Genomic DNA, 24335 nt, shown 5'->3' with positions numbered 1-24335 from the left:
CGACACATGCAATCCTCAAAAGGTATGGGCATACGGGCCAAGATTATAGCAGCTATGGTTGCATTGCTTGTCTTCATTACGCTGCTATCCTTCTGGGCCAGCTATATGCACGAAAAGAAGAGCCTTCTTACCAACATGCAGGATAATGCCGTTATCTTGAACCGCGCACTGATTATCGGTATTACAAACCAGAAAAGTATTGCCGAAAAGGTAAGCCTGCAAGCGCTTGTGGAGGAATTGTCCCTGACTGAAGGAATTTTCGGCGTATGGGTCATAGATAGTAGTGGTCGAATTACATCCGCCACATTCAGGGAGCAGGTTGGGGAAGTTGCATCTTCCTATCTTATTTCAAACGCATTACAAAAGGGTTACTATGTCAGCGGATTTGACACCAAGATGGGAGAGCAGGTCTATTCAGCGGTTTACCCTTTTAAAAGGGGGGATAAGGTTTTTGGTTTGCTGGAGGTTGCCTTTGAATTGCGCGAATATCTGTATGCGCGCCCCAAAGATCAGGTGCAACTTGCCGACCAGATGAAGAGAGACAGCCGCATTATGGCTGAATCGCTCAGTTACAGCATCGAAAACATGCAGGATGTAAACAGGCTGATTCATATTCAAAGATTAGTGGACAGATTAACATCGGAATCCGAGATTATTTCCCGGATCATGATTGTCGACGACAACAGCCGTATCATAGCGTGCAGTGATTTGAACAGGGTAGGCATGATTGCCGCTGATAAGGGGGTTAAGGCAATTATCAACGGGGCTGAAAGCTACACCAGGTTGTCGCCAGGTCAAAAAATATATATGTTTGATATGCCGCTGAGAATTGATGGTGAATTTAAAGGAGTGGTAAGCATCGGTTATGACGCAACAGCATATTATGCACGTTTGTCTGAAATCTTTCGCTTTGGTCTGCTGATCTCCGGGATGGGCATTGTCCTGGGGATATTTCTCTCCTTTCAAGTAGCCAACACCATTATTAAACCCATCCAGCGCCTGATGGAGGTTACAAAAGGACTTGCGGCAGGAGATCTTTCCCAAAGGGCTGTTGTGAATTCCAGAGATGAGGTCGGAGCTCTGGCTGCGGCTTTCAACCGTATGGCTGAAGATCTGGCGGTTTCAAAGAACAAAATAGATCAATATAGCAAAACCCTTGAAAAAAAGGTACAGCAACGCACCCAGGATTTGGAAAAAGCCAACAATGAATTAATGGTAATCCAAAATGAGCTGATGGAAACCAACATGGCTAAGTCAGAATTTTTAAGCACAGCCTCTCATGAGCTTCGAACACCCTTGACCACTCTTCTGGGATATAGCGAACTTCTCCTGACAAGAACTTTAACAGAAAGCCAGAAAAAAGATTTTTTGGGTTTTATTAGTGAGGAATCAATCCATCTGAGCAATATTGTTGATGACCTGCTCGACGTCTCACGGATAGAATCTCAAAAGGATTTTAGCTTTACAAAAAAGCCTGTTAATTTAGCTGATATCTTATCAAAAAACATTAATTTTTATTCCAAAGCAGAGACCGGCCACCGCATTATTGCAGACATAGAAGAAAATCTTCCCCTTGTAAGCGCGGATAAAGAGAGAATAGATCAGGTTATAAAGAACATTCTTGATAATGCAATTAAATACTCTCCGGGAGGCGATATTATGTGCAAGGCTTTTGCAAGAGATGATATTGTCTGGATTAGTGTGCAAGATCATGGTATCGGCATAGCAAAGCAGGATCTTCGCTATATCTTTGATAAGTTTTTCCGGGTAAGACGAAAGGAAACAGAGAAAATCAGCGGCACAGGTCTGGGTATGTCCATTATAAAATATATTGTAGAATCTCATGGCGGGAGGGTAACAATAAAAAGTGAACTTGACAAGGGCACAACGGTTGGTTTCGGACTCTTTCGGCTTTAGTCAAGTGATCCGGCAGGAAATTAGTCGACTAACGGAAAGGATGTGGAGCTAAATGAGAAAGATATTGATAGTTGATGACCAGCAAAAAGTAAGAGCGCTGTTAGAAGTTACGATTTCTATGGGCGATTTTGAGATTCTCCATGCATCGTCAGGCGAAGAGGGCTTAAGGAAAGCGCGAGAGTGCATGCCGGATATTATTTTACTGGATGTTATGATGCCGGGTCTGGATGGCATTGAGGTGTGCAGGCTTCTCAAAAAGGACCCGGCCACAAAGGATATCTATATCATTATGCTTACAGCCAGGGGGCAACAGGCGGACAAAAAAAAAGGGTTTGACGCAGGCGCCGACGAATATTTTACAAAGCCATTTAGTCCCATGGACTTAATAAACAAGATAGATAAGATATTTGAATCTAAAACAGTCAAGCGGGAAATTGGTTGAAAGGAGAAAACACGTTTTGCAAAAGATATGGCTTGGCATTATCATAGTTTTGATCGGTCTTGGTGTTTATAGCCTTTACGGCTATCTTCAGTTAAAATCGCCACTGATAGAAGAAGAAATGGATTTAGAGCAGCCGGTGGCTTCAGATGTCTCCGTCGCGCCAGGGGTAACTCCCGATGAGATAATAATCGGTTCATCTCTGGCTCTTGGCGGACATGCCGGCTTTTTGGGGACTCAATACCTGAATGGTGCAATGTGTTTGATCAAGCAGATAAACAGTGATGGGGGCATCCATCACCGCAAGATCACTGTGGTTACACATGATGATGGATATGACCCTCCGCGATGTGTAGCCAATACAAACAGGCTGATTCATAAGGATAATGTTTTTTGTCTCTTTTGCTATGTGGGAACGCCGACCAGCTTGAAGATCATAGACATTCTTGAAAAGACCAAAACCCCGCTTCTTGGTATTTTTAGCGGAGCCGATAAGCTTCGCTTTCCTTTCCGGCACTATATCTTTAATGTCCGATCATCTTACTATCACGAAACCAACGCCATTGTCCGTTATTTTGTGGAGAAAAAAGGGCTGTCCCGCATAGCGGTATTCTATCAATATGACGACTATGGCCTTGACGGGCTTAAGGGAACACAGCTTGCCCTGCAAAAATATAATCTTTCTCCGGTGGCCACCGGGAGTTTTGTAAGAGGAACCATGGAGATTGCCGAGGCACTTGATAAAATCCAGTCCTCTAAGGCTGAGGCGGTCATCATGATAGGGACATACAGCCCATGTGCCAAGTTTATAAAAGAGGCCAGGGCAAGCGGGTATAATCCTTTATTTCATAATGTCTCTTTTGTCGGGGCGGATAAACTGGTCCAGGAGCTTGGTGATGACGCTGAGGGGGTCTTGATAACCCAGGTTGTGCCCCCGCCCACTGAACGGATTCTTCTGCCTGCTGGCGATCAATATTCCCGTTTGTTAACCAAATATTATCCGCAGGATAAGCCTAACTTCGTAGGTTTTGAAGGCTTTATTAACGCCAGAATTCTGATCGAAGCCTTGAGGCGGGCAGGACGAGATATTTCAAGAGAAGGGTTTATCAGGGCATTAGAGTCTATTAAAGAACATTATGTGGGAATCGGAGCGGTTATTAATTTCGGCCCGCAGGATCACCAGGGGATGGATGAAGTATACCTTACTCACGTCAAAGATGGACACCTGCAGCTTATATTCTATAAGTAAAATGGTTGAGTGGTTGCGGTTCAACCCAACCCACGACTGATTATGGAAATATTTGATGAGCTGTGGCACCTCCCAGAATTTTTAAACCGGACAGCAGTGATATCCTTTAAAATTGGAGTAAAGGATTTAGTGTGATAAAGGAGAATATTATGGGGGAGTTGAAAAAAAGCATTGTCATACCGCTTGATGGTTCAAAAAATTCATTGAAATCATTGGATTATCTTGATCTTATGTTTGGCCCGGAGCATAAAATGCATGTCCATCTTTTGTATGTCATGCCGTCTTTGCCGCCGCTGTTAACAGACGATAAAACAATGGACAGGAAGATCAGGTCGGCGCTGGCTTCAGTTAAAAGAAAGAATAAAGAAATAGCCGAGCGGGTTTTAGCGGAAGCCATGGAAATTCTTATTGATAAAGGTTTTGATGAAGAGAATATCAAGCCGCATTGCCGGCAATGCGAAAGTACTATTGCCAGAGATATTCATTTTTTGGCAAAAAATAAAGGGGCGGATACTATTCTAATGTCCAGGCGGGGACGAACCGATTTTAAACCGTTTATCATGGGCGCTATCTCAACAAGGCTTGTGGAGTACGGCAGGGATTGTCCACTGTGGATAGTGGGGGGTGGTGTTCGTTCAAAAAAAGTGCTTATTGCCGTGGATAGCTCCAAAAATGCCCTGAGAGCTGTTGACCATGCCGGTTTTATGCTGTCCGGTACCGATTGCAAGGCAACCATTTTTTATACCATGAGGAATCTGAGACGCTTTGTTCCTCTGGAGGCCCTTGAAGAGGCTCCTGATCTTGAAGAGTTCTGGCGAAACAAGGCAGGCCAGCAGATTGCTCCATATATGAAAAAGGCTAAAAAAATACTTCTTGATGCAGGGCTTTCCGAGGATCAGATCGCCACTAAAGTAATAGACGGCAGCCGGTCTGCTGCTGACGATATTCTCAAAGAGGCGCATGAAAACGGTTTTGGAACAATTGTATTGGGACGCAGGGGGCTTTCAAAAATAAAGGAGCTTTTCATGGGGAGTGTAACCAGAAAGATTTTAAACAGCTCTATTGGGTTGACTGTCTGGATCGTTCAATAATATGCAAACAATCCATCCTCTTGTTTACATAGGCCTGCTTCTTCTCTTGAGCTATACAGGCGGAAAAGCAGCAAACTACTTTAACGCCCCCCGTGTGACAGGATATCTTGTAATCGGAGTGCTGCTCAGCCCTTCGCTTCTGGGGTTGTTCCATGAGAGTCTGGTTAAAGAAGAACTAACTATAATTACAGATATAGCTTTGTCGATAATTGCCTTTTCAATCGGCGGATCTCTTAGCCTGATAAAGTTGAAAAAGCTTGGAAAGCATATTTTCTGGATTACATTTACGCAGTGTTTCGGCGCTTTCATCTCCACGACGCTGATGCTTTCCCTGTTTTTTTATTTTATTCACAGCCTGGGAGCGATTCAGTTATCTTTCCGGACATCGTATTTTCCCATGGCCTTTGTAATCGGCGCTATCAGCGCTGCCACAGCTCCTGCCGCAATCATGGCAATTGTTCATGAATACAGGGCAAAGGGGCCGTTTACTACCATACTCCTGGGAGTAATTGCCCTTGATGACGCTCTTACGATTCTCTTTGCTGCTTTTGCTTTTACCATGGCCCAATTCTTTATAAACCAACAGGCCGCATCTTTTGCCAACCTGTTTTTCCCCCCCATGTTTTCCATTCTTCTTTCCCTGCTTATCGGAGGCGTGTTGGGAATCTGCCTTCAAAAGCTGATCGGTTTTGTATCGCGAAAAGGGGCAATCCTTGGAGTGATAACAGGAGCCATTTTTTTAGCAGGCGGTCTGGCAATAAGCCTTAAGGCATCTCCTTTGCTTGCCAATATGGTGATGGGATTTGTGGTGGTCAATTTTGTAAAGCACAGTGAAGATCTTTTTGCAGTGGTGGAGAGCATAGAAGAGCCTATATTTGGAATGTTTTTTACACTGGCAGGGGCTCATATGGATTTCAAGGTAATGCAGACCGCTGGGTTGATCGCCCTGGTTATCGTACTTGGGCGTTTTACCGGGAAGCTGCTGGGGAGCCGCTTGGGGGCTCAAATATCCGGTGCGCCTGAGGCGGTTAGAAAATATCTGGGCACTGCTCTTTTGCCAAAAGCCGGAGTCACAGTTGGGCTTGTTCTGGCAGCAGGGGAGGTGTTCGGAGATACATATCTGTCGGAAATAATGGTAAACGCTGTATTGGGGTCGGTAATAATTAATGAACTGATAGCACCGTTTTTTGTCCGGTTTTCACTTAGAAGGGCAGGGGAGGCGTAAGGACAGAGCATGAAGCGTGTTGAAAAAGTTACAGAAAATACAAAGGTAGCCGAACTGGTTGCTCTTCTTAAAAAGAGAAGGGTTCCGATTATTCATGAGAATGCCGATATTAAAGAGGTGGTTGACATCGTGATCAGTTTTGAGCCCAGGCGCCTCCTTTATGTGGTGGATGATGAAAAAAAACTTGTCGGCTGCATCTCTTTGGGGACTCTTGCAAAACACGTATTTGCTCCAAGCCATGAACCCCAAATCCACCCGAGGTTTTTAATCAATATGATTACCGCTGAAACAGCAAAGGACATAATGAAAAGAAAAACAGTGGTGGCGACCGAAAATGAAGAGGCGGGGATGGTATTGGATAGAATGATCAGGACCAATACGCATGAGATGCCTGTTCTGGATGATGGAAAAAGGGTGGTTGCCGATATTACCCTCATCGATCTGTTAAGATTTTTAGTCAAGTAAAAAGGGCGGCTTTGTAAATCGCGCTATTTTTATATTCACCCTGGTTATTTTCCTTGTTTTCCATAAGCGCTTTGACCGGTTCGAGGCCGTAAGGGGTGCCTTCTTCTATAGCCTTAAGAACCGTGCCGCCTCCGGTGAAAAAGAAGTATTTGGCATTGTCCATGGCCGCAAGATAAAGGCCGGGGCTGAGGTTTTTGAATTCCTGGAGAGTATCTCCGCCGCCGTAAAGCTTTTGAGCTTGTGTATTCTTGTCAATTGTACGGTCAAGTTTTTCAGAACCTTCGAAAAAGTGCGGTGTAAATCCCATGACAGCATTGACAAAGATGGTTTTTGCGGAACCGATAACATCGGCGACTTGTGGAACTTCGAACGATTCAGGAGCAACATCAAGGAAGTATCCATATTTGTTTCCGGGCTTAAAATCCATGATGTTGAGCGTCCTGTATTTTCCATTAACACGCCCCTCAATAGTATCCGACTCAACTACAAAGGGCAGCTCCACAACCTTTCCGGCCTTTTCATCCTGCTTGACAAGATTTTTGGCCGCATTAATGTCTGATTCACTCACACCTGCCACCCGAATATCGTATTTGGCGCATAAAAAGGTATTATAAATAATTCCGCCAAGCAGCAGGTGATCAACCTTTTTGTAAATCTCAGTTAGCGGCCCGATTTTGGTGTCGTATTTTGCTCCGGCTACAACAGCCACAAAAGGTCTTTTGGGTTCCAGAACCATTCTCAGGTGAGCTATTTCCCTTTGCATTAGAAACCCGGCAAAACCCGGCAAGTATCTGGTTATATCACAGGTGGAAGCATGGGGCTGCCATGAACCAAAAGCGTCGTTGACAAAGACATCGGCAAGTCCGGCAAGTTGCAGGGTAAAACGCTGTCTTATATCGCCCCGCGCCTCCTCTCCTTCAAACCAGCGTGTGTTGGGAAGATAAATGCCTCCTATTCTGCGGGCGCGCAGATCACGTATGTGCCAGTTGATGGATGTGTCGATCTGTTTAATACCTGCATCAGGATCAACCGGAAACTCAGGCACCGAGAATTTTGTGTGCAGTTTCCGTTCCAGGTATTCAACAACAGGCTGTACAGAGGTGTTATTCTCAACTTTGATTTTACCTGTTTTCTTGTCCCGTGTTCGGCCCACGTGCGTCATAAGAATCGGCCGGCCGCCTCGTTCAACAATGCTGTACAGGGTTCCCAGAGTAGCGTCAATCCGATACGGGTCCGTGATTATACCTTTTTTAACCACATTATGGTCTACTCTGACCAGAACGATTTTATCTTTCAAGTCAGCGTTCTGGACAAGCGGCAGCCTAGGGTCCAATTCTAAATCCATTTTTTTACCATCTTTTTACGAATTCATCATTATTCGTTAGGTTCATATTTATTAGAATTTATTAATTATCTGATTTTATCAAACAGAAAAGTTATGATGAATGAGGGGCAGCTGAGGCAATCTTGGGGATTATCAACAGATACTGAAGCTATTTACAGCTTAGTGACGTTTTTTGCCTCAGGGCCGCGATCACTTTCTTCAACGTCAAAGCTAACCTTGTCCCCCTTTCCCAGGCTTTTAAACCCTGTCATATTAATAGCTGAGTGGTGAACAAAAAGGTCCTTATTCCCTTCCTGCTCAATGAAGCCGTATCCTTTTTTATTGCTAAACCATTTTACTGTTCCTTCTGCCAAAACACTTACCCCCTTAAATTAGCTATTATTAAGTGCGCTGCTTCGGCAAAGGAACCGGTTCCTTGATGCGGCGTAAGGCTTAAAACCTTAATCCTTGAAATACTCAATGTATTTTTTTCGTAGCTCTTTGGTCGGGACGACTGGATTTGAACCAGCGACCCCAGCGTCCCGAACGCTGTGCTCTACCAGGCTGAGCCACGTCCCGACATTTCACAATTTTTATTTCAATAAACTTTATATGTCAATTAATAATTAAGGATCATCTCCAAAAGAGTTGGTAGGATTATAAGGATTAAAGGGGTCAGGGGTTCAAGTAAAATACCTCGAACCCTTTGCCCCTTCTATTCAAAAGGATTACTAATCATTATTGTTTCATCTCTTGCAGGGCCAAGCGATATTATTTGTATCGGGGTTTCGGCAATCTCTTCAATCCTATTGAGATAATTTCTTGCATTTTGAGGCAAACCTTCAAGTTTTCGAATATTAGAAATATTTTCCGACCATCCAGGCAGTGTTTCATATATTGGTTTACATGCGGAAAGGACATTGAGGCTTGCCGGAAAATCATTAATAATTTTTCCATTATACTCATAGCCGGTGCATATTTTAAGAAATTCCTGCCCCCCCAATACATCCAGCTTGGTTATGGCCAGGCTGGATAGACTGTTTAACCGCACGGAATTACGCAGTATTACCGTATCAAGCCATCCGCACCTGCGCCTTCTGCCGGTTGTCGCGCCGAACTCCGCCCCTTTTCCCTGAATGTTATCTCCTGTTTCGTCAAAGAGTTCTGAAGGGAATGGGCCTTGCCCAACCCTTGTGGTATAAGCCTTTACAATTCCGATTACATCTGTGATTTCTTTCGGGCCGATGCCGGCGCCGGCGCAGGCATTCCCGGCAATAGTGTTGGATGAGGTGACATAAGGGTAAGTGCCGTGATCAATATCAAGATGGGTTCCCTGAGCGCCCTCAAAAAGGATTTGCTTCCCCTCTTTGATTGCCCGGCCTATTACAAGAGAAATGTTTGTAACAAATGGGGCTAATATTTCGGCATATTCAGAATACTTATTAATTATATCATCAAAATCTAATGGATTAGAGGAAAGATATTCTTTAAGATAGAAATTTTTTTCTTCCAATATGGGTTTTACCTTTTCGCTAAAAACCTCTGGATCAATAAGATCGACAAACCGTATTCCCCTGCGGGTTGCCTTGTCTTCATAGCAAGGCCCGATCCCGCGTCCTGTTGTTCCGATTTTTTTATCGCCCTTCATCCTTTCACGGGCATGATCTATCTGTTTATGATAGGGCATGATAATATGGGCTTTTTCGCTTATCATAAGATTATCCTGCCCAACATGAATGCCCTTGCTCTTTAAATAATCAAGTTCTTCTATAAGCACTTCAGGATCTATTACCATGCCGTTTCCGATAAGGCAGGTTTTTTTCTGCAATATGCCGGAAGGAATTAAATGGCTGATAAACTGTTTGCCGTTTACAACCATTGTATGGCCGGCATTATTTCCGCCCTGGAACCTGACAACAATATCTGCAAATTCTGCAAGCAGATCCACGACTTTACCTTTTCCTTCATCTCCCCATTGAGTTCCAACAACAACAATGTTAGCCACAGCTTACTCCTTTTGAGACCTGGTTTAAATTTAATTATACTTGAAACGCATTTATTTTCAAGGGGCTAAAGTGTTACAAAAGATTTTGTTTCTCTTCGCGCGGAAAAAAACCTGAATTATGTTTTTGCATTCATCGTTGCAAACATTGCAAATAATTTCAGGCCTGTGATTTAACCTCATATCATCTGCCAGGCTGTACAGCGAACCTGCCGCTCCCCATCTTGGATCATTCGCGCCAAAAACAACTCTTGATATTCTGGCGTGTATAATTGCGCCCATACACATAACACAAGGTTCAATCGTAACATACAGAGTCGTCTTTAACAATCTATAATTTTGAATCTTTTTGGCTGCTTCACGTATTGCCAATATTTCCGCATGGGCTGTGGGATCGGCAAGACTTATGACCTGGTTGTGTGCGGATGAGAGTATTTCGCCCGATTCCGCAGCAAGAAGCGCTCCAATTGGAACTTCATCTTTTTGTTCGGCTTTTGCCGCTTCCTTTAATGCCAGTTTCATAAATTTTATATGAATTGTATCCATGATATAAAATAAAATAAGTAACCGTTCCGAATATATTTTAACTTACCATTGACATGAAGATTGGTATGGCATAAAAACAGTCTGATTTTATGTGCGCCCGTAGCTCAGCCCGGATAGAGCGCCGGACTACGAATCCGTAGGTCGCAGGTCCGAATCCTGCCGGGCGCACCAATAAAATTTATTCAGGGCCGTTTCCACAAAAGTATCATGCTGTTCGCATCAAGGGAAGGGATTTTGATTTTTTCAATATCTTCGGAAACTTTAACGGAAGAGTCGTTTAAATACTTTGTTCTTAACTGGTAAGAACCTGGAGCAATTTTAAGACAAAGGATATGCACCGAGTCGGGCAGGTTGTCCCAGTAGCGCGTGTCGGCATAAGTACGCGTTCTCGCTGCAAGTGCCATTTCAGCAACACCCAGAATCCCCAGCGCTGCGCTTACCCCGGACAGAGTATCGGAATGCGAAGTTAGAGGGCTTGCCAATAGCATGTTTGACGAGATATCCGTCAAGGTGGTGCCGATTTTTTCGTGAGTTTTGCGGAATTGAATCTGACCCTTGATTATCTTGTCAACAGGTCTTCCTCCGCGTGTCATGGCCTGCCATGCGATATCCTCTATCGGGTAGGCTGCGAATTCCTTATCATCTATATTGAGCGTAACCCGTTTTTCCATGATATTGCGGCCTCTGAAGAATTTTAGCTCTCCATGGCCGACACCGTCGGCAAGTTTACGCGGTGACGTTCCTGTCTCAACAATTATAAGAAGATTAGAATCGCGGGGGGGAAGAATGAAGTCCGGCCGCAGTTTTTTCAATTCATCAAAAGCCGCTGTTGCCAATTGATGATCTCCAAGCTTCAGGGAAGAATATCCTTCCAGAAACAACAACAGAGCAAAATCGCAGCGGTTTTGGTTTTCTTCGGCAAAGGCATCCTGGATGATGCCGGATTTGAAACATGCTCTGGCATTCTCGTAATCTTTGTCTGCCAGGTATAGAAGCCCCCTGTAATAATATGCCATGGCGCGTTCATAGGGCTCACCCTTAAAATCTTTCATACCCTCTTCATACCATAAACTTCTTGCTTTTTTTGCCTTTTCATTGTCGGCAAAAACAGCTTCAATATAATTTAAGGTATTGTCAAAACAGTTTTTTGCAATCTCACGATACCCCAGCTTCAAAGCATCTATGCCGACACGCATATTATTTAAAACATAATTTCTTTTTCCCTCCTCAAGCATGACACGAAAACCAGGTCTGAGTTTTGCGGGTTTGTCGGCAAGATATGACTGCATATCTGCATCAGGAACATCGATTTTCTTAAATTGTTGTCTTCCCGCACAACCGGCAATAACCAGTAAAACAGCAGCTAAGATAAAGGGAAATTTAATGCGACTAAAATTTTGCATTACAGACTTTTTTCATTTTTACGTCACTTCCGCGAAATCGGGAGTCCGGTCGGAAAAGCATTCAGTGGTTGCATAAAACCGTGAACCTTGTGAAACCTGAACCAGTGAACGGCTAGTTATTATTTTATCTGTATATAATGTCTTCCTGGCCGACTTTTTTAAAGTTATAGGAGCCGCTCCATACTATTTCGCTGGTATTTAAATCTATCATTTCAAACAGAATCTGGTGATATCGGGCAAAGCTGCCGGTTTTGGGATCAACCGAATCCATAGTGGAAATACGTCCTCCCAGCCGAAAATCACCTCCGTAAGCCTTGGGTTCTGATGTGGATTCCCCTTCATTGATTACGCCTAATTGTTTTAATTGCAGTTCTTTTAGCATCATATTCAGATACTCTCGGCCGATAAATATCATTTTGCCTCGAGCAGCTCGGTTGAGCTCTGTTCTGAGCCGATCTGTAATCATATTCTTATTGATTCTCGTAGAACTTTCATTCTTAAAGTATTCTGCATCAATGATAACCTTAGGATGTGTCTTAGTCTGGAAGAATAATGGTGTGGCCAGTATATCGCTCATCATTTTATCGGTCATATTAATGATGTCTTGAGATTCAATGCCGACGCCGGAGACTTCGCTCTGTTGGCCTGGATCAACATAGTGCGCTGCAGTACCACCCGCGTGCCTTGGGGCTGTTGCACAACCGGAAAAGAAAATAGCCAGGGAAAACAGAGCCACACCGAGTTTTATCAACTCACGATTAATTGCAAAAAACATATTTGAATCCATAATGTACTATTTGGCTGGAGCGTTTAAAAGGGCGTTATAATACCCTTTTTTTAGCTCCGGGTATATTTCCATGGTTGCCTGGAGGACTTCCTGGAAATGTTCATTAGCAGAGTATGTTGCATAAATATACACTGCAAGATCGTTTGCATTATCAAAAGAAATATCGCTTGTGCTTTTTATGTAATCCCATCCGCCGCTCGCCTTAATGGCAATTGCTCGGCCCGCTGCTTCACCGGCCATACTTCCTAACCATCCGCCGACAAAGGGGACATTCTCTAATGCTTTTTGTCCAAGATAGGCACCGGCGTGTTTGCCGATAGTTGAACCCATTTTGGCATTTATGGCCTTATCTACCCACTCAGCGACAACGCCATCCTGTGTATATGGACACAAATAGGCGCCTTCATTATCAAGCCTTGCGGATGGTGGCATTATTTGGTTTGGTTGGAGTGGTTGTCTCATGGGTACGCAACTTGTGATACTTAAGACCACCATGATTGCGATTAGTGTCGCAGGAAAGCTCTTTTTAACAGATGTCAGGTTCATAATTTTAACCCCTTTCTTTCAATAAATGAATCGTCAACGACCTTATTGTTTTTATGAAGAAACAGGCTGAGTGTCAAGAAAAAATATGGTAATTATTCAGGTTGTTTAGGCTGAAGGCTGTTAGTTATAGGGTTAAGGCCTGAATGCCTGCGCAGCTACAAAAATATGCAAGCACGTGATTTGCGGGGAGCAAGCCGGTCAAGAGTCGATTTAATTTGACAGACAAAAAAGAAGTTTGTAGTTTTATATAATTCGGTTAAACTGAGACAGGCAATATGTAAACCAACTTTGAGACCTTTAAAAACTTTAACTGAAAGGATCTTGCTGTGGAAAAAACAGTATTTGAAACTAATTTCCCTGAATTAAATTTAATAAAAACCGGTAAGGTGAGGGATATATACGACCTTGATGAATGCCTTTTAATGGTAGCGACCGATAGAATTTCCGCATTTGATGTTATCATGCCGGAGCCTGTTCCTGAAAAAGGAAAAATTCTAACACAAATTTCGCTCTTCTGGTTTAAGGTAATGGAGTCTGTTTTATCCAACCATGTTATTACCAGCAATGTGGATGAATATCCTTCTGTATGCAAACCTTATGCTGAAATACTTCGGGGAAGAAGCATGCTCGTTAAAAAAGCAGAGCCGCTTCCTGTCGAATGTGTAGTCAGAGGATATATATCCGGATCAGGCTGGCTGTCTTACCAAAAATCAGGAAGTGTTTGCGGCATAAAGCTTCCTAAGGGCCTGAAAGAATCAGACAGACTTCCCGAACCTGTTTTTACCCCTTCAACAAAAGAGGAGAAAGGCACCCATGATATAAATATAGATTTTGAAGAGACCGCAAAGAGAATAGGGCAGGCAGATGCAAACAGGGTTAAAGAGCTTAGCATCGCAATCTATAAAAAAGGTGTTGAGTTGGCTGATAAAAAAGGGATAATAATTGCAGACACAAAATTTGAATTCGGCCGCGTTGGTAAAGACATAATCCTTATTGATGAGGTGCTGACACCTGATTCATCAAGATTCTGGTTAAAAGAGACTTACAGACCAGGCGGTTCGCAAAAAAGTTTTGACAAACAATATGTTAGAGATTACCTGATTTCCATAAACTGGGACAGAAAGCCGCCGGCGCCCAATCTCCCGAATGAAGTAATTGAAAATACACGTAAAAAATATATGCAGGCATTGAAACTGTTAACAGGGGTTAGAGGGTTAGAGGGTTAGAGGATTACAGCAACCATCAACGAGAATCTTATGCGCTTTAAGATAAAGACAGTTCCTGTCTCATGTATTGATTCAGAAGATAATACCTACCGTGTAACAACCAAAACAAAACTAGATGATCTTATCAATTCCATTAATAAGGTGGGGTTGATAAACCCGCCGTTATTAATAGCAAAGGGATCGGCATTTATTATAATATGCGGTTTCTGCAGGATTGAAGCATGTCGATATCTTGGATGTGCAGCTCTTGAAGCAAAAATACTTGATTCTGATACAAGCAGACTTCAATGCGCAAAAATTGCAATAACAGATAATGCCATGCAAAGGCAGCTTAACCTGATCGAAAAGTCTAAAGCGTTAAGCATGCTTTCCAGCTTTTATAAAGATTCTGTCAGCCTTTCTAAAGCAGCTTCGGACCTTGGTTTTCCGGAAAATCCAGCTTTGATAAAAAAAATTAAAAATATCTGCCGTCTCCCATTGGGTGTTCAGGATTGCATACTTTCAAACAGTATTCCTTTAAGTATAGCCGTGGAGTTAGGCATGCTTGAACAGGATGCGGCGATTTTACTGGCAAACCTTTTTCATGAATTTAAATTAAGTTTAAATAAGCAAAAAGAAATAATTACCCTGATTAAAGAGATCGCATTTCGCGAAAATATCTCTATAATGGAAGCGCTGCACAAATGCGATTTTCCGGATATTTTAAACAGAGAGGATATTGACCGGACGCAAAAAACCCAAAAAATTAGAGCTTATTTAAAGCAGAGGCGATTTCCTGAAATAACAAGAGCAAAAAGAGAATTTGAAAACAATGTCAAGGAGCTAAAGCTTGGCAGCGACATAAAACTAATCCCTCCAGCTGATTTTGAAGGCCGGACCTATATGTTAAATTTAAGGTTTAACACTATTAAGGAGCTTCAAGAATGTGCCGTCAAACTAAACAACATCGTGGAAAACCCCATCCTTGAAAAAATACTTTAAGGTTTTATACTGGCAGGACTATAATGAACTTGAACAAGCCTACAGTTTTTTAATGCAGCTAAGATTTATTCGGCAGATTACATCGGTTATTGATGAAAATAGAAAGCTGGACAATTACGTTAATCCAAAGAAACTTTCCAGCATAGAACAGGCAATGCTGAAAGAAATATTCAAAAGGATAGAAAAGATTCAAACAAAATTAAGCTTTGAATTCACAGGGTCGCCCTGATTTTTTTCTTGACTAAATAAAAAAAATATATTAAAGTAAGTTTTAACAAATAAATCAGATTCAGCAAATTATGGGAATACAGGAAAGAAAAGAGCGTGAAAGGGGAAGAAGGCGTCAGCAGATCATGTTGGCTGCAAAAAGGGTGTTTTATAATAAAGGCTTTGCCAAGGTAACAATGGAAGATATTGCCAGGGAAGCCGAACTCAGCCCGGGCACCCTTTATCTTTATTTCAAGAACAAAGATGAGCTATGCGCCTCCCTTTCTCTTAGAATACTTCAATATCTAAATATCAGATTAAGGCATGTAAGCTCTGAAAAGGAGTTGGATGGACAACAAAAATTAGAGGCATTAAAGAAGACTATAATTGATGTTTATGAATTTGATCCATTAATCCTTATAAACCTGTTTCGTCTTCAATCAAGTGAAATTCTCAAAAACTTATCACCGCAACTCCTTGCAGATATCAAAAAACTTTTTAACAGCTCTCTTAGCGCAATGTCCGATATATTTAATGAAGGGATTAACAAAGGCGTTATTATTGACAAAAAACCTGAAGCTCTTGCCGACCAGCTGTGGGCGTTATTTTCCGGTATTGTTCTCTGGGGAGAAAGTAAAAAAATAATGTATAATAATAAAGATTATTTAAAACAGGCTCTTGAAACAGCATTTGAAGTATTTTTGCTTGGAATAAAAAAGGGGAAATAGAGCTTAGAGTAGTTTTGAGATTGATAAAAAACAAGAATGACGTTTTTAACAACCCTTGGTGTTTTCAAGGGTTTTTTTGTTAAATCACAGCAGGGTTTTATTTCCCGCCCCTTGGGGCGTTCAATATTTTTAAAGATACCCCTCTGCTTGCGGCAGGGTAGTTCATTTTTGAGGAGGTTAATTATGACAAAAAATGAAGCAGTAGAAACATCAGAAGCTCAAATAGCTGTTCACTGGAAGGAGGAGGAATATGTTTATCCTTCCAAAGAATTTATTGAACAGGCCAACATAAAGGATAAAACAATTTACGAGCGTTTTGCTTTGGATAATTTCCCTGAATGTTACACGGAATATGCTGATCTTTTACACTGGGACAAGAAGTGGGATACTGTTTTGGATACAAGCGATGCCCCGTGCTGGAAATGGTTTACAGGCGGAAAGATAAACGCGTGTTACAACTGCGTTGACAGGCATCTTGAGAAGAATAAAAACAAAACCGCCATTCATTTTGTACCGGAACCTGAAAACGAACGGGTTCAGCATATCACATATCAGGAACTTTATGTGCGGGTTAACGAGGTCGCGGCACTTCTTCAGGATTTTGCGGGTTTAAAGGCAGGAGATACGGTAACACTTCATTTGCCTATGACGGCTGAACTCCCAATAACAATGCTTGCCTGCGCCAGGCTCGGAGTTATTCACTGTGAAGTATTTGGAGGGTTCAGTGGAAAGGCGTGTGCAGACAGGATAGTTGATTCTAAAAGCAAAGTGCTTATTACCATTGACGGTTATTATAGAAACGGGAAATTGATTGACCATAAACAAAATGCCGATATAGCTGTTGATTTTGCAAAAAAGGACGGCCAGAATGTTAATAAGGTGCTTGTATGGCAACGTTATCCCGGGAAAAATTCAACTCCTGCACCGATGATTGAAGGACGTGATTATTTTATAAATGATTTACTTAAAGATTACCGTGGGAAAAAGGTAGATTCTGTTCCAATGCCGGCTGAAGATCCTCTTTTTCTCATGTATACCAGCGGTACGACAGGAAAACCAAAAGGGTGCCAGCACAGCACAGGAGGCTATCTTGCCTATGTGACGGGTACATCAAAGTATATTCAGGATATCCATCCGGAAGATGTTTACTGGTGTATGGCTGATATTGGATGGATTACAGGCCATTCATACATAGTTTACGGTCCCCTGTCTCTATGTGCCTCAACGGTGATTTACGAAGGGGTCCCCACCTATCCTGATGCGGGCCGCGCATGGAGGATAGCGGAAGAGCTTGATATAAACATCTTCCATACAGCTCCGACCGTTATACGGGCATTAAGAAAAATTGATCCTGATCTGCCTAAAAAGTATAATCATCATTTTAAGCATATGACAACTGTTGGAGAGCCGATTGAACCCGAAGTCTGGCGATGGTATCATAAGGTGATCGGAAAGAATGAAGCTGTAATAGTTGATACATGGTGGCAAACAGAAACCGGTGGGTTTCTTTGCAGCACCGTGCCGGCAGTAAAACCGATGAAGCCTGGAAGCGCCGGCCCTGGAGTACCCGGCATTTATCCGATTATTTATGATGAGCTTGGAAATGAAATAAAGGCCGGAGAGGGCAGGGCAGGCAACATTTGTATAAGGAATCCCTGGCCTGGCGCGTTTCAGACAATATGGGGAGATAGGGATCGATATGTTTCAACCTATTATGCAAAATACTGCAAGGACAAAAACAGTAAAGATTGGCGAGACTGGCCGTATCTTTCAGGCGATGCCGCTATGAATGCTGAAGACGGATACTATCGTATTCTTGGTAGAATTGACGATGTAATCAATGTTTCAGGCCACAGGCTGGGAACCAAAGAAATCGAGTCTGCCGCCCTTACGGTAATGGAGGTTGCCGAGGCAGCCGTTGTTCCTGTTTCCGATGAGATAAAGGGGGTTGTCCCTGATCTGTATATTTCTTTAAAGCCGGGATATGAGCCGACCGATGAACTGGCAATGAAGATTTCAGCAAAGATTTGTGACACAATAGGAAAGATTGCAAGGCCGAGAAAGGTCTGGCTTGTATCTGACATGCCCAAGACACGTTCCGGCAAGATCATGCGCAGGGTGCTTGGAGCTATTTCAAATAAAAAGGACGTAGGTGATGTATCTACGTTGGCTAATCCTGAAATCGTTGATGAAATCAGGAGGGTCACATCGTGATCAGCTGATTTTACGAATCACGATTCCGCTGAAAAATGCCCTTTTCCTGTCTCAGCCGTATGGTTTATGTTTTGATTTCCTTTTTAGTCTTAATTTTTCTGAGGTCCCGCCATTTTTCAAGTCTTTGTTTTATTGTCTTTTCATATCCCCTGTTTGTCGGAGAGTAGTAAAACCTGCTCTGGAGTTTTTCCGGCAAATAGTTCTGGGGAGTAAATCCTTCTTCATAGTCATGCGCATACTTGTAATCTTTTCCATACCCTATCTCTTTCATCAATCTGGTTGGAGCATTCCTTATGTGCAGCGGAACAGGTTGCGAGCCTGAACTTTCAATCTCTTTTTTAACCATTTTAGAAGAGGTGTATATACTGTTGCTTTTCGGCGCTGTTGCAAGATAAACAGCAGCCTGGGTTAGAGCCAGATCCCCTTCAGGGTGTCCTAAAAACTTAAATGCTTCCATGGCGTTTAAAGCGATTCCGAGCGCATATGGATCTGCATTCCCCACGTCTTCGGATGCAAACCTGACCATCCTGCGGGCAACATATAAGGGGTTTTCTCCGGCAGACAGCATGCGCTCGAGCCAGTAAATAGCCGCGTCCGGATCGCTTCCCCGCAGGCTTTTGTGAAAGGCCGATATAAGATTAAAATGCTCTTCACCTGACTTGTCATATAAAAGAGCCTTTTTCTGCAAGGCTGTCTCAATAACCTGCAAAGTTATATGCCCGGTTGTCGCGTTTTGAACAGGTTCTGTTTCAGGCATGAGCAAAGAAGCCGCTATTTCAAGGTTGTTTAACGCGATGCGGGCGTCCCCTTCGGCGATTTGTATAAGAAATAAGAGAGCATCCCTGTCAAGCACAAGGCTCATTTTTCCAAGGCCTCTTTCACTGTCTTTCAGGCTATGATCAATTATAGCCGCAATATTATCAGATGACAGGGTATTTAAGATTATCAGGCGGCATCTGGATAAAAGAGGCGGTATTACTTCAAAGGAAGGATTTTCCGTGGTAGCACCGATTAATGTTATAAGGCCGCTTTCCACATGATGAAGAAATGCATCCTGCTGAGCCTTGTTGAATCTGTGTATTTCATCCACAAAAAGTATGGTGCTTTTCTGGTAAAGCTTTTGCTGATTTTTTGCATCTTCTATAACAGATCTTATCTCCTTGACGCCCGAAAGCACAGCAGAGAAATGAACAAAATATGAACCGGTTTCATTGGCAATAATCCTGGCAAGAGTTGTTTTCCCGCATCCAGGAGGCCCCCAGAGAATCATTGAAAAAATTCGGTCTTTTTCAATGGCTTTACGAATCAAAGTCCCGTTGCCCACAACATGGCTTTGTCCAATAAATTCATCAAGACTCTTCGGACGCATCCTTTCGGCCAGTGGTTTTGATGCGGCTGATGCCTTCTGCGCTCTATATTCAAACAGATCCAAATTTTACCCTTCGAGAGTTCTTTGACAGGATTAACAGGATGTTCAGGATTAAAAAAAAACATCAAAACCCATCTTGTAAATCCTCATCAAAATCTTTTACTTTGCGTTTGATTTTAATTTTTAGTTCACCAAAATTAATAATTAGTGCCTGAACAAAACCTTTTTTTTTGTTGTTATCTTGTTTATCCTGTTATCCTGTCTAATTTTTTTCAAATGGCTTAAATGTTACTTTCTTTTTTTGTTTTTTGAATACCTTTTATCATCTTTTCCTGTTCGCTGCCGGAAGAATAGCCGGACAGGTGTTTTGTCAAGACCTGCTTCAGCCCTAATCTGATTGATAAGATATCTCTTGTAGGAAAAATGGATGGCATCAGGATAATTGACAAAACAGATAAAGGTAGGCGGTTTTGCTGATGCCTGCGTGGCATAATAGAATTTAAGCCGTTTTCCCATGTGAATAGACGGCTCATTTTTTTCGACTGCCCGTTCTAATATCCTGTTTATCTGACCGGTTCCTATACGCAGGGCATACTGGTCGTAAACTTCATCCACAAGTTTAAAGATTGTTGAAACTCTTTGACCGGTTAATGCTGAGATCGTTATGGCAGGAGCAAAGCTCAGATACTTTGCTTCCATTTTCAGCTGGTCGTAGTATTTTTTTGCCGTATTGGTGTCTTTTTCAACAAGATCCCATTTGTTCAGCATAAGAATACAGCCGCAGCCGCGCTCAAAAGCATATCCAGCGATATTTATGTCCTGTTCTGTAATCCCTTCGCCGGCATCCAGGACAATAAGCGCCACGTCACACCTGTCAAGGCTTCTTAGCGCCTTTATGATTGAAAACTTTTCAAGCTTTTTCGACACCTTTCCTTTTCGCCTTATTCCGGCAGTATCAATAAGAAGATATGATTTGCCGTTAATATCGCAGACAGAGTCAACAGAGTCACGCGTTGTGCCGGGGATATCGCTGACAAGAACACGGTTTTCTCCAAGAATGCGGTTTATAAGTGATGATTTGCCGACATTTGGCCTGCCGACCACGGCAAGCTTTATGATATCTGATAATTTTTCCGGAGCAGATTTCGGAAGAGCGAGAATCAGATCATCAAGAAAGTCATATATGCCGTAACGATGTTCCGCGGAAACAGAATATAACTTTTCAATGCCAAGACTGTAAAAATCGAATATGTTTTTTTCATGCTCTGGCCCGTCAATTTTATTTACTACATAAAAAACAGGCTTTGTAACCGAGCGGAGAATCTTGACAATATCTATATCAAAAGGAGAGAGCCCCTGCTTTCCATCAAGCAGAACAATAATAACATCTGCGTCTTCAATTGCCTGCTTAACCTGGAAGCGTATCTGATACGCAAAATCATCCTTATCTTCCAATGAAAATCCACCTGTATCAACAAGTGTAAATTCAATATCATTCCAGCTTGCATCACCATAAATTCTATCCCTTGTAACACCAGGGAAATTGTCAACAAGAGCATCCTTTGATCTGGTGATACGATTGAAAAATGTTGATTTGCCGACGTTGGGCCTGCCGACTATGGCGACAATAGGTTTCATATAATAAATATCCTTTAATCATTTTAGTTGTAACCGACCACACCTGTATGATAGTCGACCATCTTATATGTTTCAATAAAAAAGATTGATATACTGATTGCGAATCAAAATGCGCAAAAACTGACAGTCTGCAGCCCGAACAGCCTGACCTGAATAGTTTGGAAATTATGATAATACTCGGCATTGAAACCTCATGTGATGACACAGCCGCGGCAGTTGTGGTTGACGGCACAAAAATTTTATCCTCTGTTGTGTCATCTCAAATAGACATCCATCATCCATACGGCGGAGTCGTGCCTGAACTTGCTTCAAGGAAACATATTGAAGCTATTGTTCCGGTAGTCAACGAAGCAATAAGCAGGTCCGGCGCTGATTTAAAACAGCTTGATGCTATTGCCGTGACACAGGGTCCAGGGTTGATTGGATCATTGCTTGTCGGTTTTTCCTTTGCAAAGGCATATGCTTTTGCCCTTGATATTCCATGGGTGGGTGTAAATCACCTTGATGGACATATTAATTCGGTCTTTTTAGAGCCTGACCCACCTCCTTTTCCTTTTGTGGCGCTGCTGGCATCAGGCGGCCACACAAGCATTGTCCATGTTGTTTCCCATGCCGGAATTGAGCTGATGGGGCAAACCAGGGATGATGCTGCCGGAGAGGCATTTGACAAGGTCGCCAAACTGCTCGGTCTTGGCTATCCCGGAGGAATAGTTATTGAGAGACTTGCTAAAGACGGGGATCCGGGGAAGATTGATTTTCCCCGGACATATCTGGATAAGTCTGAATTTGATTTTAGCTTCAGCGGGATTAAGACAGCCGTAAGCCGGTATGTGAAGATTCATAAAGACACCTATAAACAGCAGATTCCTGATATTGCGGCAGGATTTCAGGAATCGGTCATTGATGTTTTATCATATAAGGTTATTAACGCCGCGCTGGAAAAGAGCTGCGATCATATCGCTCTGGTTGGGGGTGTGGCGGCAAACAGCAGGTTAAGAGAAAGGGTAAAACAGGATGCCGGCAAAAGAGGCATTACAGCTCATATACCATCTTTAGATCTTTGTGGCGACAATGCGGCAATGATTGCCGCAATCGGTTACCATTATTTAAAAGACGGAAAGGTATCAGGCATGAATGATGATGTGTTTTCAAGGGTTTCATAGAATATGTTTGATAACAATTTGAGCTGTTTTCCCGCCGTTCCAGTGGTTCCATTGCAGTTTGAATGCGATCTGATCGAAATTTTCCTGCAGGTTTTTGCTTGTATCTACATTAAAACAGATGGCATTAAAGGAATTACCCGTCCTGGAATCAGGCTGCTTTAAAAGCATGCGTCTGTGGTTTTTACCAACGATTTTTGAATCCATCACCCTGACATTTTTGGCCATAAAGAGAGGTTCATGGTTGCCTGTGCCAAAAGGTTTTAAGGTTTCAAGTTCATTGATTAAGGCTTCTGAAATGTCGTCAAAATTGAGTTCATAATCAATGGAAATTGTCTGCACAAAATTATCCGGCGAGGTCATCTGTTGAACAGCGTTTTCAAAGTTTTTTTGAAATGCATCCATATTCTCGGCCTTTATTTTCAGACCTGCCGCCATTGAATGGCCGCCAAAGGCTTCAAGAAGATCAGAGCATGACATAAGCCCTTTATAGATATTAAATCCAGGTATGCTTCTGGCCGATCCTTTGCCGATCCCGTCCTTTATCGCAATAAGGGCTACCGGCCGGAAGTATTTTTTTACCATCCTGGATGCAACTATACCCAGAACTCCTTCATGCCACATGTTACCTGATTTATTATCTGATAAGACCAGTGAGCTGTTTTTGAGCAGGTATTGATTGTTTTCTAAATATTCGAAGATATCCTCCATTATCTTTTGTTCAATGTCATGCCTTTTAATGTTCATGCTGTTAAGTGACAGGGCAAGTTGTTTGGCGGTTTTAAGGTTGTTCGCAGTCAGGAGCTCAACGGCAGTTGAAGCATGATTGATCCTGCCCGCGGCATTTAACCTTGGCGCCAGCCTGAAGGCGATATCTTCCGTATCCACGGAATTATTTTTTGTTCCACTGGATTCTATCAAGGTTTTTATGCCGCATCGATCGCCTGTATTTATTATTTCAAGCCCTGTTTTTACCAATATGCGGTTTTCATCTATAAGGGGGACCATGTCGGCCACGGTTCCAAGAGCTACAAGATCGCAAAGATTTTTAAGGTTGAGTTCCTGCCTGTTTTGCCAGAAATGATTATCGCGCAGGTGTTTTCGGAGGCAGATCAGAAGATAAAAAGCCACTCCGACACCCGCAAGTATGTGAAAATCGGATGAGCAATCATCACGCTTTGGATTTAGTACGGCAATGGCATGGGATGGTTTGTCGGATATTTCGTGGTGATCTGTAACTATTACATCAATTCCGGAATTTTGAGCTGTTTTTACGGCATTGTTGCTGCTTGAGCCGCAGTCAACGGTGATTATCAGGTTTATTCTATTTGGTATCGCGTAATCTGTTATATGTTTTGTGTGAAGACCGTATCCTTCTTTGGTTCTATGTGGGATATAATATGAAACATCTGCTTTGGTATAATTTAAAAACTCGAAAAGGATTGTTGTTGCGGTGATTCCATCAACATCGTAGTCGCCGAAGATTAATATTTTTTCATGATCTGTTATGGCTGAATAGATACGCTTTACAGCAGCATCCATATCTTTCATTGAGAATGGAGGCCGCATATCGTTAAGAGAAGGTTTCAGGAAGCGCAGGGCATTATCTTTTGAAATAATTTTACGATTTACCAGAATAGTTGCTGTAACATGATTGCATTGCAACTCCCCGCGGATTTTTTCGACCACATCAATATCTGGTTGTAAAAGCTGCCAACATTTTTTCATGAGAAGGATTATATATCCGATATCAATAATTTGAACAAGCCATTAAGACTTTTTTATTGATAAATTAATTCGTATGATGGTAATCAGTAC

22 protein-coding genes and 2 tRNA genes are annotated in these 24335 nt (G+C 42.5%); 13 read left to right on the top strand and 11 right to left on the bottom strand.

The genetic code is table 11. The features are described 5' to 3' along the window. Positions 1 to 6: 6 nt before the first annotated feature. From VMW78_03660 to VMW78_03635, 6 genes are all read left to right on the top strand, one after another. A complete protein-coding gene (locus tag VMW78_03660; protein ID HUV50102.1) occupies positions 7 to 1917 on the top strand; it encodes an ATP-binding protein in 1911 nt (636 codons plus the stop codon). Between the two features lie 52 nt (positions 1918 to 1969). Continuing rightward, entirely contained in the window at positions 1970 to 2359 is a 390-nt protein-coding gene (locus VMW78_03655) for a response regulator (GenBank protein HUV50101.1), read from the top strand. A gap of 16 nt (positions 2360 to 2375) precedes the next feature. Then, complete coding sequence (locus VMW78_03650) at positions 2376 to 3605, top strand: ABC transporter substrate-binding protein (GenBank protein HUV50100.1); 1230 nt, start codon at positions 2376 to 2378, stop codon at positions 3603 to 3605. A gap of 149 nt (positions 3606 to 3754) precedes the next feature. Continuing rightward, on the top strand, positions 3755 to 4696 hold the full coding sequence (locus tag VMW78_03645; protein HUV50099.1) for a universal stress protein: 942 nt from the start codon (positions 3755 to 3757) through the stop codon (positions 4694 to 4696). Between the two features lies 1 nt (position 4697). Continuing rightward, on the top strand, positions 4698 to 5921 hold the full coding sequence (locus VMW78_03640) for a cation:proton antiporter (GenBank protein HUV50098.1): 1224 nt from the start codon (positions 4698 to 4700) through the stop codon (positions 5919 to 5921). Between the two features lie 9 nt (positions 5922 to 5930). Further along, positions 5931 to 6386, top strand: a complete 456-nt coding sequence (locus tag VMW78_03635) for a CBS domain-containing protein (GenBank protein HUV50097.1) — start codon at positions 5931 to 5933, stop codon at positions 6384 to 6386. Here VMW78_03635 and VMW78_03630 read toward each other — a convergent pair. The 5 genes from VMW78_03630 to tadA form a co-directional block, all read right to left on the bottom strand. Beyond that, positions 6379 to 7731: a phosphoglycerate kinase gene (locus VMW78_03630; GenBank protein ID HUV50096.1), complete on the bottom strand. Its 1353-nt coding sequence runs from the start codon at positions 7729 to 7731 to the stop codon at positions 6379 to 6381. The genes VMW78_03635 and VMW78_03630 overlap by 8 nt on opposite strands. Before the next feature lie 152 nt (positions 7732 to 7883). Next, complete coding sequence (locus tag VMW78_03625; GenBank protein ID HUV50095.1) at positions 7884 to 8084, bottom strand: cold shock domain-containing protein; 201 nt, start codon at positions 8082 to 8084, stop codon at positions 7884 to 7886. Between the two features lie 128 nt (positions 8085 to 8212). Next, a tRNA-Pro gene (locus VMW78_03620) sits at positions 8213 to 8289 on the bottom strand. Positions 8290 to 8425: 136 nt separating this feature from the next. Beyond that, entirely contained in the window at positions 8426 to 9715 is a 1290-nt protein-coding gene (locus VMW78_03615; protein HUV50094.1) for an adenylosuccinate synthase, read from the bottom strand. A gap of 57 nt (positions 9716 to 9772) precedes the next feature. Next, positions 9773 to 10234, bottom strand: coding sequence for a tRNA adenosine(34) deaminase TadA (gene tadA, locus VMW78_03610; protein ID HUV50093.1), 462 nt, complete (start codon positions 10232 to 10234; stop codon positions 9773 to 9775). A 117-nt stretch (positions 10235 to 10351) separates the two neighbouring features. On the opposite strand from tadA, the gene VMW78_03605 reads away from it, so the two are divergent. Continuing rightward, positions 10352 to 10429, top strand: a tRNA-Arg gene (locus VMW78_03605). A gap of 11 nt (positions 10430 to 10440) precedes the next feature. Here the strand turns inward: VMW78_03605 and VMW78_03600 are convergent. From VMW78_03600 to VMW78_03590, 3 genes are all read right to left on the bottom strand, one after another. Then, positions 10441 to 11661: a hypothetical protein gene (locus tag VMW78_03600; protein ID HUV50092.1), complete on the bottom strand. Its 1221-nt coding sequence runs from the start codon at positions 11659 to 11661 to the stop codon at positions 10441 to 10443. 124 nt (positions 11662 to 11785) lie between these two features. Further along, the gene (locus VMW78_03595) at positions 11786 to 12436 is read right to left on the bottom strand and encodes a penicillin-binding protein activator LpoB (protein HUV50091.1); all 651 of its coding nucleotides are present in this window, start codon (positions 12434 to 12436) and stop codon (positions 11786 to 11788) included. Between the two features lie 18 nt (positions 12437 to 12454). After that, a complete protein-coding gene (locus VMW78_03590) occupies positions 12455 to 12994 on the bottom strand; it encodes a hypothetical protein (GenBank protein HUV50090.1) in 540 nt (179 codons plus the stop codon). 326 nt (positions 12995 to 13320) lie between these two features. On the opposite strand from VMW78_03590, the gene VMW78_03585 reads away from it, so the two are divergent. The 5 genes from VMW78_03585 to acs all read left to right on the top strand — a co-directional run bounded on the left by VMW78_03585 (position 13321) and on the right by acs (position 18350). Further along, positions 13321 to 14220, top strand: coding sequence for a phosphoribosylaminoimidazolesuccinocarboxamide synthase (locus VMW78_03585; GenBank protein HUV50089.1), 900 nt, complete (start codon positions 13321 to 13323; stop codon positions 14218 to 14220). Positions 14221 to 14250: 30 nt separating this feature from the next. Further along, positions 14251 to 15201, top strand: a complete 951-nt coding sequence (locus VMW78_03580) for a ParB/RepB/Spo0J family partition protein (GenBank protein ID HUV50088.1) — start codon at positions 14251 to 14253, stop codon at positions 15199 to 15201. Next, positions 15185 to 15430: a putative nucleotidyltransferase substrate binding domain-containing protein gene (locus VMW78_03575; protein HUV50087.1), complete on the top strand. Its 246-nt coding sequence runs from the start codon at positions 15185 to 15187 to the stop codon at positions 15428 to 15430. The genes VMW78_03580 and VMW78_03575 overlap by 17 nt, the downstream gene beginning before the upstream one ends. A gap of 70 nt (positions 15431 to 15500) precedes the next feature. Then, positions 15501 to 16136, top strand: coding sequence for a TetR/AcrR family transcriptional regulator (locus VMW78_03570; protein ID HUV50086.1), 636 nt, complete (start codon positions 15501 to 15503; stop codon positions 16134 to 16136). A 183-nt stretch (positions 16137 to 16319) separates the two neighbouring features. Continuing rightward, positions 16320 to 18350 carry an acetate--CoA ligase gene (gene acs, locus VMW78_03565; protein ID HUV50085.1) on the top strand — a complete coding sequence of 677 codons (2031 nt, stop codon included), beginning with the start codon at positions 16320 to 16322 and terminating at the stop codon, positions 18348 to 18350. Positions 18351 to 18414: 64 nt separating this feature from the next. Here acs and VMW78_03560 read toward each other — a convergent pair whose 3' ends face one another. Continuing rightward, positions 18415 to 19782: a replication-associated recombination protein A gene (locus VMW78_03560; GenBank protein ID HUV50084.1), complete on the bottom strand. Its 1368-nt coding sequence runs from the start codon at positions 19780 to 19782 to the stop codon at positions 18415 to 18417. A gap of 225 nt (positions 19783 to 20007) precedes the next feature. After that, complete coding sequence (gene der / locus VMW78_03555) at positions 20008 to 21357, bottom strand: ribosome biogenesis GTPase Der (protein ID HUV50083.1); 1350 nt, start codon at positions 21355 to 21357, stop codon at positions 20008 to 20010. A 167-nt stretch (positions 21358 to 21524) separates the two neighbouring features. On the opposite strand from der, the gene tsaD reads away from it, so the two are divergent. Beyond that, on the top strand, positions 21525 to 22520 hold the full coding sequence (gene tsaD / locus VMW78_03550) for a tRNA (adenosine(37)-N6)-threonylcarbamoyltransferase complex transferase subunit TsaD (GenBank protein HUV50082.1): 996 nt from the start codon (positions 21525 to 21527) through the stop codon (positions 22518 to 22520). On the opposite strand, the gene recJ is transcribed toward tsaD, so the two are convergent. Further along, positions 22515 to 24245 (bottom strand): single-stranded-DNA-specific exonuclease RecJ, encoded by a 1731-nt coding sequence (gene recJ, locus VMW78_03545; protein ID HUV50081.1) that lies wholly within the window; start codon positions 24243 to 24245, stop codon positions 22515 to 22517. The genes tsaD and recJ overlap by 6 nt on opposite strands. Between the last annotated feature and the right edge of the window lie 90 nt (positions 24246 to 24335).

The sequence above is a fragment of the Anaerolineae bacterium genome (genome assembly GCA_035529315.1).
GTDB lineage: Bacteria > Desulfobacterota > Desulfobacteria > Desulfobacterales > ETH-SRB1 > Desulfaltia.
The sequence above is the reverse complement of the archived record's forward strand: the minus strand, read 5'-3'. Positions and strand labels throughout refer to the sequence as shown.

What these genes read in the sequence shown, in the direction of transcription:
- VMW78_03595 (HUV50091.1), bottom strand. Translation starts at nt 12,436, where the DNA reads ATGTTTTTTGCAATTAATCGTGAGTTGATAAAACTCGGTGTGGCTCTG.
- VMW78_03590 (HUV50090.1), bottom strand. Translation starts at nt 12,994, where the DNA reads ATGAACCTGACATCTGTTAAAAAGAGCTTTCCTGCGACACTAATCGCA.
- recJ (HUV50081.1), bottom strand. Translation starts at nt 24,245, where the DNA reads ATGAAAAAATGTTGGCAGCTTTTACAACCAGATATTGATGTGGTCGAA.
- acs (HUV50085.1), top strand. Translation starts at nt 16,320, where the DNA reads ATGACAAAAAATGAAGCAGTAGAAACATCAGAAGCTCAAATAGCTGTT.
- VMW78_03570 (HUV50086.1), top strand. Translation starts at nt 15,501, where the DNA reads ATGGGAATACAGGAAAGAAAAGAGCGTGAAAGGGGAAGAAGGCGTCAG.
- VMW78_03655 (HUV50101.1), top strand. Translation starts at nt 1,970, where the DNA reads ATGAGAAAGATATTGATAGTTGATGACCAGCAAAAAGTAAGAGCGCTG.
- tsaD (HUV50082.1), top strand. Translation starts at nt 21,525, where the DNA reads ATGATAATACTCGGCATTGAAACCTCATGTGATGACACAGCCGCGGCA.
- VMW78_03645 (HUV50099.1), top strand. Translation starts at nt 3,755, where the DNA reads ATGGGGGAGTTGAAAAAAAGCATTGTCATACCGCTTGATGGTTCAAAA.
- VMW78_03660 (HUV50102.1), top strand. Translation starts at nt 7, where the DNA reads ATGCAATCCTCAAAAGGTATGGGCATACGGGCCAAGATTATAGCAGCT.
- der (HUV50083.1), bottom strand. Translation starts at nt 21,357, where the DNA reads ATGAAACCTATTGTCGCCATAGTCGGCAGGCCCAACGTCGGCAAATCA.
- VMW78_03640 (HUV50098.1), top strand. Translation starts at nt 4,698, where the DNA reads ATGCAAACAATCCATCCTCTTGTTTACATAGGCCTGCTTCTTCTCTTG.
- VMW78_03635 (HUV50097.1), top strand. Translation starts at nt 5,931, where the DNA reads ATGAAGCGTGTTGAAAAAGTTACAGAAAATACAAAGGTAGCCGAACTG.
- VMW78_03580 (HUV50088.1), top strand. Translation starts at nt 14,251, where the DNA reads ATGCGCTTTAAGATAAAGACAGTTCCTGTCTCATGTATTGATTCAGAA.
- VMW78_03600 (HUV50092.1), bottom strand. Translation starts at nt 11,661, where the DNA reads ATGCAAAATTTTAGTCGCATTAAATTTCCCTTTATCTTAGCTGCTGTT.
- tadA (HUV50093.1), bottom strand. Translation starts at nt 10,234, where the DNA reads ATGAAACTGGCATTAAAGGAAGCGGCAAAAGCCGAACAAAAAGATGAA.
- VMW78_03630 (HUV50096.1), bottom strand. Translation starts at nt 7,731, where the DNA reads ATGGATTTAGAATTGGACCCTAGGCTGCCGCTTGTCCAGAACGCTGAC.